General features: G+C 71.4%; 16 protein-coding genes. 5 read left to right on the top strand and 11 right to left on the bottom strand.

Annotated elements, in window-relative coordinates:
• Position 1 precedes the first annotated feature (1 nt).
• The 7 genes from DJ021_RS01110 to DJ021_RS01080 all read right to left on the bottom strand — a co-directional run bounded on the left by DJ021_RS01110 (position 2) and on the right by DJ021_RS01080 (position 6,857).
• Positions 2-427: a DoxX family protein gene (locus DJ021_RS01110; RefSeq protein WP_111455773.1), complete on the bottom strand. Its 426-nt coding sequence runs from the start codon at positions 425-427 to the stop codon at positions 2-4.
• 73 nt (positions 428-500) lie between these two features.
• Positions 501-929, bottom strand: a complete 429-nt coding sequence (locus tag DJ021_RS01105) for a VOC family protein (RefSeq protein WP_111455771.1) — start codon at positions 927-929, stop codon at positions 501-503.
• A 103-nt stretch (positions 930-1,032) separates the two neighbouring features.
• A complete protein-coding gene (locus DJ021_RS01100; protein ID WP_111455770.1) occupies positions 1,033-2,289 on the bottom strand; it encodes an RNA polymerase sigma factor in 1,257 nt (418 codons plus the stop codon).
• The gene (locus DJ021_RS01095) at positions 2,286-2,654 is read right to left on the bottom strand and encodes a YciI family protein (protein WP_111455769.1); all 369 of its coding nucleotides are present in this window, start codon (positions 2,652-2,654) and stop codon (positions 2,286-2,288) included. Before DJ021_RS01095 ends, DJ021_RS01100 begins: the two co-directional genes overlap by 4 nt.
• Before the next feature lie 77 nt (positions 2,655-2,731).
• Entirely contained in the window at positions 2,732-4,030 is a 1,299-nt protein-coding gene (locus DJ021_RS01090) for a c-type cytochrome (RefSeq protein WP_111455768.1), read from the bottom strand.
• Complete coding sequence (locus DJ021_RS01085) at positions 4,027-6,405, bottom strand: xanthine dehydrogenase family protein molybdopterin-binding subunit (protein ID WP_111455766.1); 2,379 nt, start codon at positions 6,403-6,405, stop codon at positions 4,027-4,029. The genes DJ021_RS01090 and DJ021_RS01085 overlap by 4 nt, the downstream gene beginning before the upstream one ends.
• Positions 6,402-6,857 (bottom strand): (2Fe-2S)-binding protein, encoded by a 456-nt coding sequence (locus DJ021_RS01080; protein ID WP_111455765.1) that lies wholly within the window; start codon positions 6,855-6,857, stop codon positions 6,402-6,404. Before DJ021_RS01080 ends, DJ021_RS01085 begins: the two co-directional genes overlap by 4 nt.
• A gap of 143 nt (positions 6,858-7,000) precedes the next feature.
• Between DJ021_RS01080 and DJ021_RS01075 the strand changes: the two genes are divergently transcribed.
• Positions 7,001-7,567 carry an NADPH-dependent FMN reductase gene (locus DJ021_RS01075; RefSeq protein ID WP_111455763.1) on the top strand — a complete coding sequence of 189 codons (567 nt, stop codon included), beginning with the start codon at positions 7,001-7,003 and terminating at the stop codon, positions 7,565-7,567.
• Positions 7,568-7,570: 3 nt separating this feature from the next.
• Here the strand turns inward: DJ021_RS01075 and DJ021_RS01070 are convergent, their stop codons facing one another.
• Positions 7,571-8,023 (bottom strand): helix-turn-helix domain-containing protein, encoded by a 453-nt coding sequence (locus DJ021_RS01070; protein WP_111458928.1) that lies wholly within the window; start codon positions 8,021-8,023, stop codon positions 7,571-7,573.
• Positions 8,024-8,275: 252 nt separating this feature from the next.
• Positions 8,276-9,235, bottom strand: a complete 960-nt coding sequence (locus DJ021_RS01065; RefSeq protein ID WP_111455762.1) for a hypothetical protein — start codon at positions 9,233-9,235, stop codon at positions 8,276-8,278.
• 265 nt (positions 9,236-9,500) lie between these two features.
• Here DJ021_RS01065 and DJ021_RS01060 point away from each other — a divergent pair, with 265 nt between their 5' ends.
• The 4 genes from DJ021_RS01060 to DJ021_RS01045 all read left to right on the top strand — a co-directional run bounded on the left by DJ021_RS01060 (position 9,501) and on the right by DJ021_RS01045 (position 12,904).
• A complete protein-coding gene (locus tag DJ021_RS01060; RefSeq protein WP_111455761.1) occupies positions 9,501-11,000 on the top strand; it encodes a flavin-containing monooxygenase in 1,500 nt (499 codons plus the stop codon).
• A 68-nt stretch (positions 11,001-11,068) separates the two neighbouring features.
• On the top strand, positions 11,069-11,542 hold the full coding sequence (locus DJ021_RS01055) for a hypothetical protein (RefSeq protein ID WP_111455760.1): 474 nt from the start codon (positions 11,069-11,071) through the stop codon (positions 11,540-11,542).
• Positions 11,543-11,613: 71 nt separating this feature from the next.
• Complete coding sequence (locus DJ021_RS01050) at positions 11,614-11,985, top strand: BlaI/MecI/CopY family transcriptional regulator (protein WP_111458927.1); 372 nt, start codon at positions 11,614-11,616, stop codon at positions 11,983-11,985.
• Positions 11,975-12,904 carry a M56 family metallopeptidase gene (locus DJ021_RS01045; protein WP_111455759.1) on the top strand — a complete coding sequence of 310 codons (930 nt, stop codon included), beginning with the start codon at positions 11,975-11,977 and terminating at the stop codon, positions 12,902-12,904. Before DJ021_RS01050 ends, DJ021_RS01045 begins: the two co-directional genes overlap by 11 nt.
• Positions 12,905-12,907: 3 nt before the next feature.
• Here DJ021_RS01045 and DJ021_RS01040 read toward each other — a convergent pair whose 3' ends face one another.
• Both DJ021_RS01040 and DJ021_RS01035 read right to left on the bottom strand, forming a co-directional pair.
• Positions 12,908-13,492 carry an alpha-ketoglutarate-dependent dioxygenase AlkB gene (locus DJ021_RS01040; protein ID WP_111455758.1) on the bottom strand — a complete coding sequence of 195 codons (585 nt, stop codon included), beginning with the start codon at positions 13,490-13,492 and terminating at the stop codon, positions 12,908-12,910.
• Between the two features lie 42 nt (positions 13,493-13,534).
• A complete protein-coding gene (locus tag DJ021_RS01035) occupies positions 13,535-14,605 on the bottom strand; it encodes a 2OG-Fe(II) oxygenase family protein (protein WP_111455757.1) in 1,071 nt (356 codons plus the stop codon).
• Between the last annotated feature and the right edge of the window lie 2 nt (positions 14,606-14,607).

Below are 14,607 nucleotides of genomic sequence, written 5' to 3'. Positions count from 1 at the left end.
CCTAGCGGGCGCGCAGCGGGAATAGGGCGCGCAGGGCGGGGTTGCGGAGCCACAGGCCGCCCCAGGCGAAGAGGCCGAGATAGACGCCGAACAGGATGTGGCTGGGCCAGGGGTTGCCCACCCGCAGGTGGCTGGCCATGGCGCCGCCCATCACCCCGGTCATCAGCACCGCCCCGAGGATCGAGGTGCGCGGGATGACGTAGAGGACGAGCGCCACCGCCTCCACCACGCCGATCCCGAACCCGATGGACGGCGGGTAGCCGAGGGCGACGAGGCTCTCGCCCACGACCGGCAGCCGGATCAGCTTGATCACGCTGTCGAAGATCATGAAGGCGATGAACAGGCCGCTGAGCCCATAGCCGGCCCAGAGCATGGCTTTCGAGGTGCGCACGGGCGCGATGCCGGTGGTCACGGTGTCGGTCGTCATGGAAGTCCCCCCCTTATTCTTTGAACGTGGCGGCCGCCGGCCCGGAGAGGCGTCTCCCGACCGGCGGCGCCGCTCAGGCCTGGGCCCTCTGGTTCATGCCCCAGGTCACGCCGAACGGGTCGCGCACCTGGCCCCAGGTGTCGCCCCAGAACATCTTCTGCACCGGGGTGACCACCTCGGCGCCGGCGTCGAGGGCGCGCTGGAACAGGGCCTCGATGCCGCTCTCCAGGATCAGCTGCACCTGGAAGCCCTGGGGCGGAAGCGCCGGATGGCCCTGGTCGGGATAGCCGTCGCTGAGCATCACCGAACCGCCGTTGATGTAGAGGTGGATGTGCATGGTCCGGCCGTTCTCGTCCTCCGGGTAGCGGAACGCCTCCTCGGCGCCGAAGGCCTTGATGTAGAAGGCGGCCGCCTTGCTGGCGCCGTCGACGGTCAGGTAGGGCACGACCGTGCCCTTGGTCTTCGGAAGGGCCGGGGCTTGGGCCTCGAGCGTATCGGTCATTTCAGTCTCCCTAGCGTTGAGGTGGCCCTAGGCGTCAGGGCGGCTCCACCCGCAGGACGAACCGCGAGCGGCGGCGCCGACATGGCCGGAGCGATTTTTCGCGCTAGCCGGCCGCGGCCGCGGCGCTGTCCTGGATCAGGCGGTCGAGACGGGTGCGGATGTAGTCGGCCTCGGCGGGGGTGTGGGCCAGCGCGATGGCCTCGTCGAAGGCGACGCGGGCCTCCTCGTTGCGGCCGAGCTGCAGCAGGTAGGCGCCCTTGGCGCCGAAGAAGTGGAAGTAGCCGGACAGCCGCCCGGCCAGGGGTTCGATCATCGCCAGGGCGGCGGCGGCGCCGGCCACCTTGCTGACCGCCACCGAGCGGTTGAGGGTGACGACGGGCGAGGGTTGCAGGCGCTCGAGGGTCGCGTAGAGCCGGTCGATCTGCACCCAGTCGGTGTCGGCGGGCGTTTCGGCGCGGGCGTGCAGGGCGGCGATGGCGGCCTGCACCTGGTAGGCGCCGGGGCGGGCGTGGCGCATGGCCTTGTCGATCAGCGCCAGCCCCTCGGCGATCATCCGCCGGTTCCACAGCTCGCGGTCCTGGTCCTCCAGCAGGACGATGGCGCCGTCCGCGTCGAAGCGGGCCGGGGTGCGGGCGTGCTGCAGCAGCAGCAGGGCCGTCAGCCCCATGATCTCCGGCTCGGTCTGGAACAGGCGAAGCAGCAGGCGGGCCAGCCGGATCGCCTCGTCGCAGAGCTGGGCGCGGGCCGAGCCGTCGCCGGCCGAATAACCCTCGTTGAAGATCAGGTAGACCATGGCCGCGACGGCCGCGAGACGCTCCGACCGGTCGGCGGGACCTGGAGTCTCGAACGGCGTCTCGGCCTTGGCGACGCGGGCCTTGGCGCGGGTGATGCGCTGCTCCATGGCCGCTTCGCCGACCAGGAAGGCGCGGGCGATCTGCTTCACCGACAGGCCCGAGACGATGCGCAGCGCCAGCGCGATCTGCTGGGTCGCCGGCAGCTCCGGGTGACAGCAGATGAACAGCAGCCGCAGGATGTCGTCGCGGTAATGGGAGCCGTCCAGCCGCTCGGCCAGCGGCGCCTCCACGTCGTCGAGGTCGGAGATGAGGTCTTCGGGCGGCAGGTCCGCCTGCTTGCTGCGCCGGCGCACGCCGTCGAGGCCGGCGTTGCGGCCGACCAGGATCAGCCAGGCGGCGGGGTCGCGCGGCGGCCCGTTCTGCGGCCAGCTCTTCAGGGCGCGCAGGCAGGCGTCCTGGAAGGCCTCCTCGGCGGTGTCGAGGTCGCGGAAGTAGCGCAGCAGGGCGCCGATCGCCTGGGGTCGGGCGGAGGTGAGCGCGCCGTCGATCCAGGCGAGGTCGCTCATCCGACCTTCTCGCCGGGCAGGAACAGGCGGACCGGCCGGATCTCGTAGGCGCCGCCGGGATTGGCCGCGGCCAGCTCGCGGGCGATGCCGAGCGCCTCCTCGAGGTCGGCGACCTCGATGACGTAGAAGCCCAGCAACTGCTCCTTGGTTTCCGCGAACGGGCCGTCCACGACCAGCGGCGGCTCGTCCTTGCGCAGCGTCGTGGCGGCGGTGGTGGGCAGCAGGCGCAGCGACGGCCCGAGCTTGCCTTCCTTGTGCAGGCGCTCGTGAATCACGGAGAGGCGACCCATGACGGCGTCGTCCTCTTCCTGGCTCCACGAGAAGACCACGTCCTCCGAGTTGTAGCAGAGCAGGGTGTAGAGCATCCGGTCGTACCTCATGCATGGCTAGGACGGGCGAGTATGCCCGCCGCCGACAGCGGACGAAGAAGATTCGCGCCGGTCTACTGCCGGCGGGCCTTGGCCACGTCGCCGGGGGTGACCTCGCCGGCGCGGCCGCCGAAGTGCTGGACCACGTAGTTCGAGACCGCGGCGATCTCGGCGTCGGAATAGGCGGCGGCGAACGCGGGCATGAAGGCATGGCCCTGGGGCGCGGTGACGGACGAGCCGCGCAGCACGGTCTGAACGACGTTGACGGCCTTCGGATCGTTCACCGAGGCGAGGCCGCGCAGGGCGGCGATCTCGGTCTGCTGGCCCTGGCCGTTCCAGGCGTGGCAGCTGGCGCAGGCGCCCTCGAAGATCCGCCGCCCCTGTCCCTTGGCGCCCGGCTCGCCCACCGGCGGGCCGAGGTAGGTGGACGCCGACAGCGACACCGGGTTGAGCTCCAGCGCCGGGCCGCGGGTCTTGGCGGGCACGGTCTTCAGGTAGACGGCCATGGCGTGCAGGTCAGCGGGGCTGAGCTTGCTCAGGCTGGCGTCGATGGCTTCCTTCATCGGGCCGTTGGCCGCCCCGCGGCCGGTCGCGTAGCCGTAGCGGAGGTAGGCGGCGATATCGGCCTCGGTCCAGGCGCCGATGCCGTGCTGCGGATCGGGGGTGATGTTCCAGGCGGTCCAGCCCTGGATGGTCTCGCCGGACAGCGCTTCGCCCGACTTCAGCCCGTAGGCCAGGTTGCGCGGCGTGTGGCACTCGCCGCAGTGGCCGAGCGCGGTGACCAGGTAGGCGCCGCGGTTCCACTCCGGCGGACGGTCGGCGCGCGGCTCGAAGCCGCGCCGCGGCATGAACAGGATCTTCCAGAAGCGCATCAGCGGGCGCTGGTTGAACGGGAAGGCCAGGTCGTTCTCCGGCGCCAGCGAACGCACCGGCCGCAGGCTGAACAGATAGGCCTTCAGGGCCAGGGCGTCGGCGTCGCTCATCCTGGCGTAGGAGGTGTAGGGGAAGGCCGGATAGAGCTGCTCGCCATCGCGGTCGACGCCCTTGTGGACGGCGCGCAGGAACTCCGCGTCGGTCCACAGGCCGAGGCCGGTGTCGCGGTCGGGGGTGATGTTCGGCGAGTAGATGGTGCCGAACGGCAGCCTGAAGGCGCGGCCGCCGGCGTAGGGGGTCCCGCCGGCCTTCGTGTGGCAGGCGACGCAGTCGGCGGCGGTGGCGACATAGGCGCCTTGGGCGATCAGCGCCGGGGTGGCGGGGGGAACCTGCACCGCCGGGACGGCGGGCGCGGGCCAGGTCAGGATTGCGCCGGCCACCGCCAGCCCCAGCACCACGAGGGCGGCGAGCGCGCTCCAGGCCCGGCGAGCGCGGGTCATGCCCGGTCCTCCGGCGGCCCGTCGTCGATTGGCCCGTCGTCGGCGATGACGGCCGCCTCCGCGGCGGCGCCGGCCGCGGCGACGCCCACGGGCAGCAGCGACGTGCCCTTCCAGCGGCGGTGGCGGGCGCTGCGGCGCAAGAGGGCGCGGTCGACCGGCAGCCGGCGGATGCGCACGCCGGTGGCCGCGAAGATGGCGTTGCACAGCGCCGGCGCGGCGGCGGTCGTGCCGGTCTCGCCGATGCCGCCGGGCGGGTTGGCGGTGAGCATGTGGATCACCTCGACCGGCGGGGTCTCGTTGATCCGCAGCATGCGGTAGTCGTTGAAGTTGCTCTGCTGGACCCGGCCGCCGGCCAGCGTGATCTCCTGGTACAGGGCCGCGGTGAGGCCGAAGATCACCCCGCCCTCGATCTGCTGCCTGACCATGTTGGGATTGACCGTGAGGCCGCAGTCGAGCGCCGCGGTGATCTTCCGGAGGTTGACGTCGCCGTCGTCGGAGACGGCGACCTCGACCACCACCGCCAGGTAGCTGCCGAACGACTTCTGGACGATGATCCCGCGGCCCTGGCCCGAGGGCAGGTGGTCGCCCCAGCCGGAGGCCTTGGCCGCGCGGTCGAGGACGGCCTGGGCGCGGGGGACCTTGGCCAGCAGGTCGCGGCGGTACTGGTAGGGATCGCGGCCGGCGGCGGCGGCCAGCTCGTCGACGAAGCTCTCGACCACGAAGACGCTGTGGGTCGGGCCGACGCCGCGCCACCAGGAGACCACCAGCCCGGGCGGCGGGACCCACTGGACGAAGTCCACCAGCATGTTGGGGAACTGGCCGTAGACCGGGTTCTCGGCCTCCTCCACCGCATCGGGGTCGACGCCGTTGGGGCGCATGCCGGCCGGGGCGTAGCGGGCGGTGACCGAGGCGCCGGTGACCCGGTGGCGCCAGGCGACCGGCAGGCCCTTGGCGTCGAGGCCGGCGGACATGCGGTCGAGGTACATCGGCCTGTAGTTGTCGTGCTGCATGTCCTGCTCGCGGGTCCAGACGAGCTTGACGGGATAGGGGCAGGCGCGGGCGACCTGGACCGCCTGCTGGACGTAGTCGGTCTCCAGCTTGCGGCCGAAGCCGCCGCCGATCAGCTGGTTGTGGACGGTCACCGCCTCCTGCGGCAGGCCGAGGATCTTGGCGGCGTCGCCCTGGGCGGCCGCGGGCACCTGGGTGCCGCACCAGATCTCGCACTCCGCGCCGCGCACGTGCACCACCGCCGCCATCGGCTCCATGGGCGCGTGGCAGAGGAAGGGCTGGCGGTAGACCGCCTCCACCCGCTTGTCGGCGCGCTGGGCGGCGCGGGCGACGTCGCCGGCCTGATAGGCGACGGCGCCGCGGCCGGTGTCGGCGGCATGGTCGAGGCTGGCCCATAGCGCCGCGGTGGTGAGGTTGGCGTTGGCGCCGGGGGCCCAGGTGACCTTCAGCGCGTCGAGCCCCTGCTTGGCGGCCCAGAAGTGCTCGCCGACCACCGCCACGGCGTTGGGCAGGCGGACCACCTGCAGCACGCCGGGGATGGCCAGGGCGGCGCTGTCGTCGACGCTGGCGAGCGTGCCGCCGAGCACCGGGCAGGAGGCGCTGGTGGCGAACTTCATGCCCGGGACCATGATGTCGATGCCGAACTGGGCGGTCCCGTTGACCTTGGCCGGGGTGTCCACCCGCTGCACCCCGCGGCCGATCAGCTTGAACTGCCCCGGCTGCTTCAGCGGCACGTCCTGCGGCTTCGGCAGGCGTCCGGCCGCGGCGACCACCTGGCCGTAGGGGACCGAGCGGCCGCTGGGCGTGTGGAAGACCATGGCGCGGTCGGCGCGGCATTCCGCCGGACTGACGCCCCAGGCGTTGGCGGCCGCCTCGACCAGCATGATGCGGGCCGCCGCGCCGGCCTTCCGCAGCGGGATCCAGGCGCCGCGGATCGAGGTGGAGCCGCCGGTGCCCTGGAACTGCAGCAGGGGCTGCTTGTAGAGCGCTTCGTTGGGCGGGGCCGGCTCGATACGGACCTGGTCGAGGCCGACCTCCAGCTCCTCGGCGATCAGCATCGCCTCGCCGGTGTAGATGCCCTGGCCCATCTCCACGTTGGGGATGATCAGGGTGACGGTGCTGTCCGGCGCGATGCGGATGAAAGCGTCCGGCGCGAAACCGGTGAAGCCCTGGCCGGAGACCACCGCCCGCTCGTTGCTGACAGCCTGGGCGCCGGCGGCGTTGACCTTGGCGTCGGTCCGGGCGTGCGCCTTGACGGCGGCGAAGGCGAACCCGAGCACGAGCCCGCCGCCCAGCAGCAGGCGGCGGCGGTCGGTGATGACCTCCACGCCGGTGGTCGGGGCGAGGTCCGGCGCCTGGAGGGTCATGCGCCCGCCGCCCGCTTGATGGCGTTGCGGATGCGCGGATAGGTGCCGCAGCGACAGATGTTGCCGCTCATCGCCACGTCGATGTCGGCGTCGGTAGGGGCGCGGTTGCTGGCCAGCAGCGCGGCGGCCGACATGATCTGGCCGGACTGGCAGTAGCCGCACTGGACGACTTCAAGTTCGAGCCAGGCGGCCTGGGCGCGCGCGCCGGCGGCGGTCTGGCCGATGGCCTCGATGGTGGTGACCTGGCCCGCGCCCACGGAGGCGACCGGCAGCACGCAGGAGCGGACCGGGCGGCCGTCCACGTGGACGGTGCAGGCGCCGCACTGGGCGATGCCGCAGCCGAACTTGGTTCCGGTGAGGCCCAGGACGTCGCGCAGCACCCACAGCAGGGGCATGTCAGGCGGGACGTCGACGTCCCGGAGCTGGCCGTTCACCTTGAGGCTGACGCGCACGCTCGCCCTCCTGTCCCGGGGCCGGCGCAGCCTAGCAGGGGTTGGGTTGCGCGGGAACGCAACATTGCGGCGTGCGCGCCCGGCGCTATCCTGAAGGTGCGCGTTGCTGGCGGCGGCGCACTGACTTCGGGTAGAGCCAACCCATGACCGATCCCGTGAAGATCCTCGGCTTCGCCGGCAGCCTGCGGGCCGGCTCCTACAATCGCGCCCTGCTGCGCGCCGCACAGGAGGCGGCGCCGGAGGGGATGACGATCGAGGTCTTCGACCTGCTGCCGGTGCCGCTCTACAACGCCGACGTGGAGGCGCAGGGCGATCCGGAGGGCGTGGCGGCGTTCAAGGCCGCCATCCGCGCCGCCGACGCCGTGCTGATGGTGACGCCGGAGTACAACCACGGCGTCCCGGGCGTGATGAAGAACGCGGTGGACTGGGCCTCGCGACCGCCGCGTGCGGCCGCCCTGGACCGCAAGCCGGTCGGGATCATCGGCGCCTCGCCGGGGATCACCGGCAGCGCCCGCGGCCAGAGCCAGCTGCGCCAGGCGTTCGAGTTCACCAATTCCTACTGCATGCCGCAGCCGGAGCTGCTGGTGTTCCGCGCCCATGAGAAGTTCGACGCCGAGGGCCGGCTGACCGACGCGCCGACCCGGGAGTTCCTGGGCCGCTATCTGGCGGCGTTCGGCGACTGGGCGAAGCGGTTCCGGCCAGCCGCCTAGGCCTTAGCGGACCGGCGCCATCACTGCGAAGTGGGGCGCCGCCCCGGTGGCGCGGCCCTCATCGGCCTCCGCGTCGGCCAGCGTGCGGACCAGCTCCAGCACCTTCCGGCGCACCCGGGCCCGGGCGATCTTCGGGAAGCTCGTCGCGAGCTCCAGGCCTTCGCTGGTGATCAGGAAATCCTGGGCGGTGGCGTCGTGCGGCGCGCCGGCCCCGAACTCGGCGTTGTCGGCCAGGCCCTCGTAGAAGTAGGAGACGCTGGTCTGCAGGGAGCGGGCGACCTCCCAGAGCTTGGAGGCGCTGACCCGGTTGGCCGCGCGCTCATATTTCTGCACCTGCTGGAAGGTCAGGCCCAGGGCTTCGGCGAGCTTCTCCTGGCTGACGCCGAGCTCCTTGCGCCGCATCCGGATGCGCAGGCCGACGTGCCGATCGATGGGGTGCGGGCCTTGGTGGGTCATCACGTCCTCCCCGTCGATCTCCGCCGCGTCGTGGACCTGGTTCTGGAAAAATTCTTTCATGACCATGGCTCCGAACTCGCGCTGCGTTCCCGGCTCGGGCCCCGCTATTCAGCGACTCCCGTTATCCGAAACACTGTTCTTGAAATACGGCGAAGCTCCGCGTCCGGAAAGACGCGCGCTACTCATTCTGGGGATTGCCTCGGCGCCGCGGCGGTTCGTCGCGGGATAGCAACGGTTGGCGAGTTGTCCGCCTCAGGCGGCCCCTGACAACCGCCGCGGCTCGCTCTCCCACAGGCTCAGCAGGCCGTGCGGCGCCAGGGCGGCGAACATCCGGTTCACGTGGCCGAGGTTGTCCTGAATCAGCTGCGGCCAGGGCGGGCGGGCCAGGTTTTCGGCCAAGAGCACAAGGCCGCCGGACACCCGGACGCAGTGGCCGCCCTTGATGAGCTGGGTAACGTGGCGGCGCGCGGTCTCCTCCGGCAGGCCCAGCCGCGCGGCGACGGTTGCCACCGGCGTCGGCAGGCGCCGCTCGTCGGGAATGTAGGGGCCGACGCCGCCCGGGGCCCGGTCCTCCTCCGAGAGGTGCTCCGTGTTGGCGTGCACGATGTCGAGCAGGATCAGGCCGCTGGTCAGGTCGCCGATGTGCAGGGTCAGCAGTTCGATCACCCGCAGGAAATAGTCGGCGGAGATCCGCACCACCGCCCGTACCGGCACGGGGCCGTCGAGCAGGGCGGCTGCGGCGGCCGAGATCGACGATGGGGCGTCGCGCAGCACACCGAGGTCCCGCAGGCGGAGATACAGGTCCCTCACGTTGCGGTAGGTCGCCTCGGCCACCATCCGGTGCTCGGGCGTGGTCAGAGCGGCGGTGGGGACATAGACGCCGCGGGCGGTGATGGCGCAGGCGTCCTGCCGGGCCAGCAGGGCGATCCGACGACGCACGGTCTCGTAGGGCAGGCGCAGGGAGTGGGCGATGGCGCTGACGCTCACCGGGCGACGCAGCTCGTCGGGCGGCGGCTGATCATAGGGCCCGTACACGCGGGACAGCTCGGGATCGCGGTCGATGTGCGCGATGTTGGCCTGGACGATCGCCAGCAGGATCAGGCCGTCCAGGAACGGGCGGCCCGCTCGCCCGACCCTCACCTGTCCCAGCACGTAGGCCACGCAGTAGCGGCCCGCGATCCGTGCGTCGGGGGAAGGCGAAGGCTCCGTCATCAGGCGGGCAGGGGTGCGACGTTCATCTTACCTCGAAGCCTCGGCTGCGCGGCGGCCAATTGCAACCATGGGTAAGGCGCGGCGAACTGACGCGCCGCCTGTAGGCCCGTTTTGGGCGCGCATACCGAATTCCGACGCCTGTAAGGCGATCTGGACGCCTGCGGCGCGTCTTCGCCCTTCTCAAGTGAACAGCATTCACTTATCGTTCCCGCGAGACGCGGCCCCGAGGCCGCCACGGGCGGAAACAAGGATCGGCGTGCACGCCATGGCTGACGAACACTTCGACGTGCTGATCGTGGGGGCCGGCCTGTCCGGCGTCGGCGCCGGCTATCACCTGCAGGCCGAGGCGCCGGACCGCAGCTACGTGATCCTCGAAGGCCGCGAAGCGATCGGCGGCACCTGGGACCTGTTCCGCTATCCCGGCATCCGCTCGGACAGCGACATGTACACCCTCGGCTACTCCTTCAAGCCGTGGCGGGAGGCCAAGGCGATCGCCGACGGGCCCTCGATCCTGCGCTACGTACGCGACACCGCCCGCGACCACGGTATCGACAAGCACATCCGCTACGGCCACCAGGTGAAGAGCGCCTCGTGGTCCACCGAGGACGCGGCCTGGACGGTGGAGGCCCGGCGGGCCGACGGCCAGACCGTCCGCATCAGCTGCAACTTCCTGTTCCTCTGCGGCGGCTACTACAACTACGAGCAGGGCTACACCCCGGACTTCCCGGGTGCGGAGCGGTTCAAGGGCGCCGTCATCCACCCGCAGAAGTGGCCGGAGGATCTCGCCTACGCCGGCAAGCAGGTGGTGGTGATCGGCTCGGGCGCGACGGCGGTGACGCTGGTGCCGGAGATGGCCAAGACGGCCGGGCACGTGACGATGCTGCAGCGCTCGCCGACCTACGTGGTTTCCCGGCCTGCTGAGGACCAGCTGGCCAACAAGCTGCGGGCGCGGCTGCCGGCGAAGCTGGCCTATTCCATCATCCGTTGGCGCAACGTGCTGTTCGGCATGTACTTCTACCGGCTGGCGCGGCGGAAGCCCGAGCAGGTGAAGGCCGGGATCATCGGCATGGTCCGCCAACAGTTGGGCCCCGACTACGACGTGGAGACCCACTTCACGCCGAGCTACAATCCCTGGGACCAGCGGCTTTGCCTGGTGCCCGACGCCGACCTGTTCGAGGCGCTGAAGGCCGGCCGCGCCTCGGTCGCCACCGACCACATCGAGACCTTCACCGAGACCGGCATCAGGCTGAAGTCGGGCAAGGAGCTGGCCGCCGACATCATCGTCACCGCCACCGGCCTGAACCTGCAGGTGATGAACGGGCTGGAGCTGACCGTCGACGGCCGCAAGGTCGATCCCGGCAAGACGCTCAGCTACAAGGGCATGATGTACGAGGGCGTGCCAAACCTCGCCTCGTCGTTCGGCTACACCAACGCCTCGTGGACGCTGAAATGCGACCTGACGTGCGAGTACGTCTGCCGCCTGCTCAACCACATGAAGAAGACCGGCCAGCGGCAGTGCACGCCGCGCAACGACGACCCGAACATCGAGACCGCGCCGTGGCTGGATTTCTCCTCCGGCTACGTCCGGCGGGCCATGGACCGGTTCCCCAAGCAGGGCTCGAAGGCCCCGTGGAAGCTGCACCAGAACTACGCGCTGGACCTGATGAGCCTGCGCTACGCCTCGGTCGAGGACGGGGTGATGGAGTTCTCGAACCGGGCCGGCAAGCCGGTCCGTCGCCGCGAACCGGAGAAGGCCGCCGCCTGACGGCGGGCTTGCCATCGGGTTACAAGTGTAATTTATAGCCTTCCGTGCATTCGGCCGGAGGGCTTGCGATGACCGACTATGGCGCCCGGACCCGGGTAAAGCCCGTGCTGCCGCTCCCGGCGATCGGGATCGCGCTCGGCCTGACCGCGGCGATCGCGGGCGCCGCGGAGCATTACAGCCTCAGCAAGCGCGCTGAGCTGGGGCAGGCGACGGCGCGGGCGTGGACCATCACCGGCCCGCCTTGCCCGACGGTGACCGCCGCCGAGTTCGTCCGCCGCAAGCTGCAGGCGCCGCAGAGTTTCGCCTATGACGATGCGGTCTTCGGGCGGCAGTTCGGGCATGTGAGTTGCAGCGCGGTGGCCGACCACGGCGGCCGCGGCCTGCGCAGCTACCCGGTCTGCCAGTTCACCAGTCCGGCCGCGTTGCGGGTGAAGACCCCCAAGGGCGAGTTCTTCTTCGCGCCGGGCCTCGGCAATCCGGCGACGATCTCCATTCCGCACGGCGTGCCCCGCTGCGTGATGGCCTCGAACTTCAGGCTGTAGCCGGCCGATCGATGGGTTGACGGGGAAGATTACAGATGTACGCTCGGGGTCGACTACGAGTGTAAACGATGATCCGGATCTCCGCCGCCGAAAGCCAGATCATGGAGGCGCTGTGGGCCCAGGGGCCGCTCGGCGCCGAGGATCTGGTGCGCGACGTCGGCGCCGCCCAGAGCTGGGGCGAGGCGACCGTCAAGACGCTGATCAATCGCCTCCTGAAGAAGAAGGCCATCGCCTCCGAGCGGGAGGCGGGCCGCACCCGCTATCGCCCGCTGGTCTCGCGCCCTGACTATGTGAGCGGCGAGAGCCAGGGCCTGCTGGACCGGCTGTTCGGCGGCCAGCTGGCGCCGCTGGTGCAGCACTACGCCGAGCACCGGGCGCTGTCGGCCGAGGAGGTGGCGCGCCTGAAGAAGCTGATCGCGGAGCTCGAGTCGGATGACGAATGAGCTGCTGAGCCTGTTGCTGCGGATCAACCTCGCCGGTGGGGCGGCGGTGCTGGCGGTGGTCGCCGCACGGCTGCCGGCGCGTCGCTGGTTCGGACCGGAGGTCGCCTATCGCCTGTGGGCCGCGCCGCCGCTGGCGATGGCGGCGAGCCTGTTGCCGGCGCGGGTGGTGGACGGAGCGATACCGACCCGCGTCTTCGACCTGGCCCACGTCTTCAACCTGGCGCTGGGAAGCCATGCGACGCCGGTGCTGTTCGTGTGGCTGACGGGAGTGGCGGTCGCGGCGGGCTTGCTGGTGCGCGCCCAGGCGGCGTTCGCCCGCGCCGCCAGGGCCGGACGAGCGGGTCCGGCGGTCGTCGGCGTGCTCTGCCCGCGCGTGGTCATGCCTGCTGGCGACGACCGCTACACCGCTGAAGAACGCGCCCTGGTGCGCGCCCACGAGCGGACCCACATCGAGCGGCGCGACCCGCGGGCGGCGGCCCTGGTCGCGGTCCTCCAGTGCCTCGCCTGGTTCAATCCGCTGGCGCACCTGGCGACGCGCTTGGTCCGCATGGACCAGGAACTGGCCTGCGACGCGGCGGTGCTGAGGGGTCGTCCCGGCGCTCGCGCCCTCTACGCCAGGACCCTGTTGAAGACCCAGCTGGCGTCCACGCCGCTGCCGTTCGGCTGCCATTGGGGGGCGCACCCGCTGGAGGTGCGGATCGCCCTGCTGAAGCGAACCGTCGCGCCCCGCCACGACCTGCTGGGCGTGGGGCTGGTGAGCGGCCTGACGCTGGCGGCCGGCGCGGCGGCCTGGGCCGCCCAGCCGCCGGCCCCACGCCCGATCACCCCGGCCCTGCGCATGGTCGACGAGGGCCCTTCGATGAACGTGCTGCTGGTCAGCGCGCCGGCCCGTCAGCCCGCCGGGTCGATCCGACGGTAAGGCTCAGGTTCGCAGGCTCCGGAAGGTGATCGAGTAGCGCAGCGCGTCGAGGGGCGGGATGGAGTGCTCCCATTCGGTCCGCGCCGGCCCGCGCAGCAGGTAGACCGAACGCGGCGCGGCGGTGAAGGCGGCGCGCTCCCAGCCGGCGCCGACTTTTCGGCGCAGTCGGAAGTTGGCCGGCGCCAGCAGCGAGATCCCGACCACGTCCTCGAACTGCGGCCGGTCGCGATGCCAGCCGATGCCGGCGCCCGGCGCATATTCGTTGATCAGCACGTGGGCGAAGGCCTGCGGCGGCAGGCCGGCGAAGGCGGCCGCGCGGTCGCGGATCGGCTCCAGCCACGGCGGCATCGGCTCGGCCGCCTGGAGCTTCCCGTGGGTGAAGTCGTAGCGCCAGCCGAAGTAGATCACCCGTCGGTTGGCGAGGTAGCCGCGGAACTCGAACGGCTTCAACGGCAGCTCGCCGATGCGGCCGGCGAATTCGGCCTCCTCCTCGACGGAAATCAGTTCGGGGCGGTAGGCGACACCCTGCGGCAGGCCGGGCGGCAGATCCGGCGCGGTGTCGAACAGGCGGGGCTGGGCGGACGGCATGCGCCGTTATAACGCCGGCCGCACGTTTGAGGGGGCATCGGCTCAGGCCTGCGGCGCGGCCGTCTCGTCCAGCAGGTGCAGGTTGGCCTCACGGATCTTTTCGCCCGCCTCGTCGTGGAGGAAGGGCAGGAAGGCGTAGCGGCTCCCGACGGTCACCGGCGTGGCCTCGTGCAGCAGCGAGCAGGAGAAGACCACGGCGCCGCCGGTCGGCGGGCGATAGGTGCGCGGGCCGAATTCCGGGAACCGGAGGTCGCCGCCCTCGAAATCCTCTGCGTTGAGGTTGATCGAGACCGCGAAGCGGCGGTGGGCGGCGCCGGCGGTGGTGTTGTCGCGGTGCGGGCGGAAATAGCCGCCGTCCGCCGCGTCATAGCAGGCGACGATGTAGCGCTCGATCCGCGTGGCGTGGAACTGGTAGGCCTTCTCGATCTCCGGCAACAACCGCCGCTGGATGCGTGCCCGGAGCGCGCTCCGCAACGCGTCGTCGGTGACCGGGGCGTCACGGCGCTTCTTCAGGTCGTCGAAGACGCCGACGGTCTTGCCGTCCTGCTCGCGCATGACCTCGGACGGTGCGCCGCCCTCGCGGTGATGGAGATCGATCAGCCGCCGGCACGTCTCGGCCTCGAAGACCCGCGGCACGATGAGCACCGGCGCATGCATCGGCGCGCCGGCGTGGTCTGCCGGGTCGGGCAGGGCCGCCAGCCGCGCCAGGATCCGCGCGCCCTCGGCGAGCGGCGCGGTCTCCAGCACCCGCAGGGTCGGGTCGATCAGCACCCACTGGGGGGCCAGTTCGCCGTCGGAGCCGACAGCCTGGTAGAGGCGGCGCAGGTCGCCTTGGGTGTCGTCGATCCAGCGCACCGCCGGCGGATTGTCCCGGACGGCGGCGAAGGTGGCCGCGTCGGGCAGCACACCGAACAACAGGCGCGGGGCGGCCGGGTCGGCGAACACTTCGGGGTGCGCCTCCAGCAGCCCCAGCGCCGCCTGCCGCTCGGGGCCCGGCGGCGGCAGGAAGACCAGCAGCGCCCAACGGCCGCCGACGCTCGAAAAGCCAAAGGTCGGATTGCTCGTGGTCGGGGCGATGAACATCGGCGCCGGGGAGCCGGCGTACAAGCTCATGG

It is taken from the genome of Phenylobacterium hankyongense (assembly GCF_003254505.1).
GTDB lineage: Bacteria > Pseudomonadota > Alphaproteobacteria > Caulobacterales > Caulobacteraceae > Phenylobacterium > Phenylobacterium hankyongense.
This window is presented reverse-complemented; position numbering and strand designations above follow the sequence as displayed.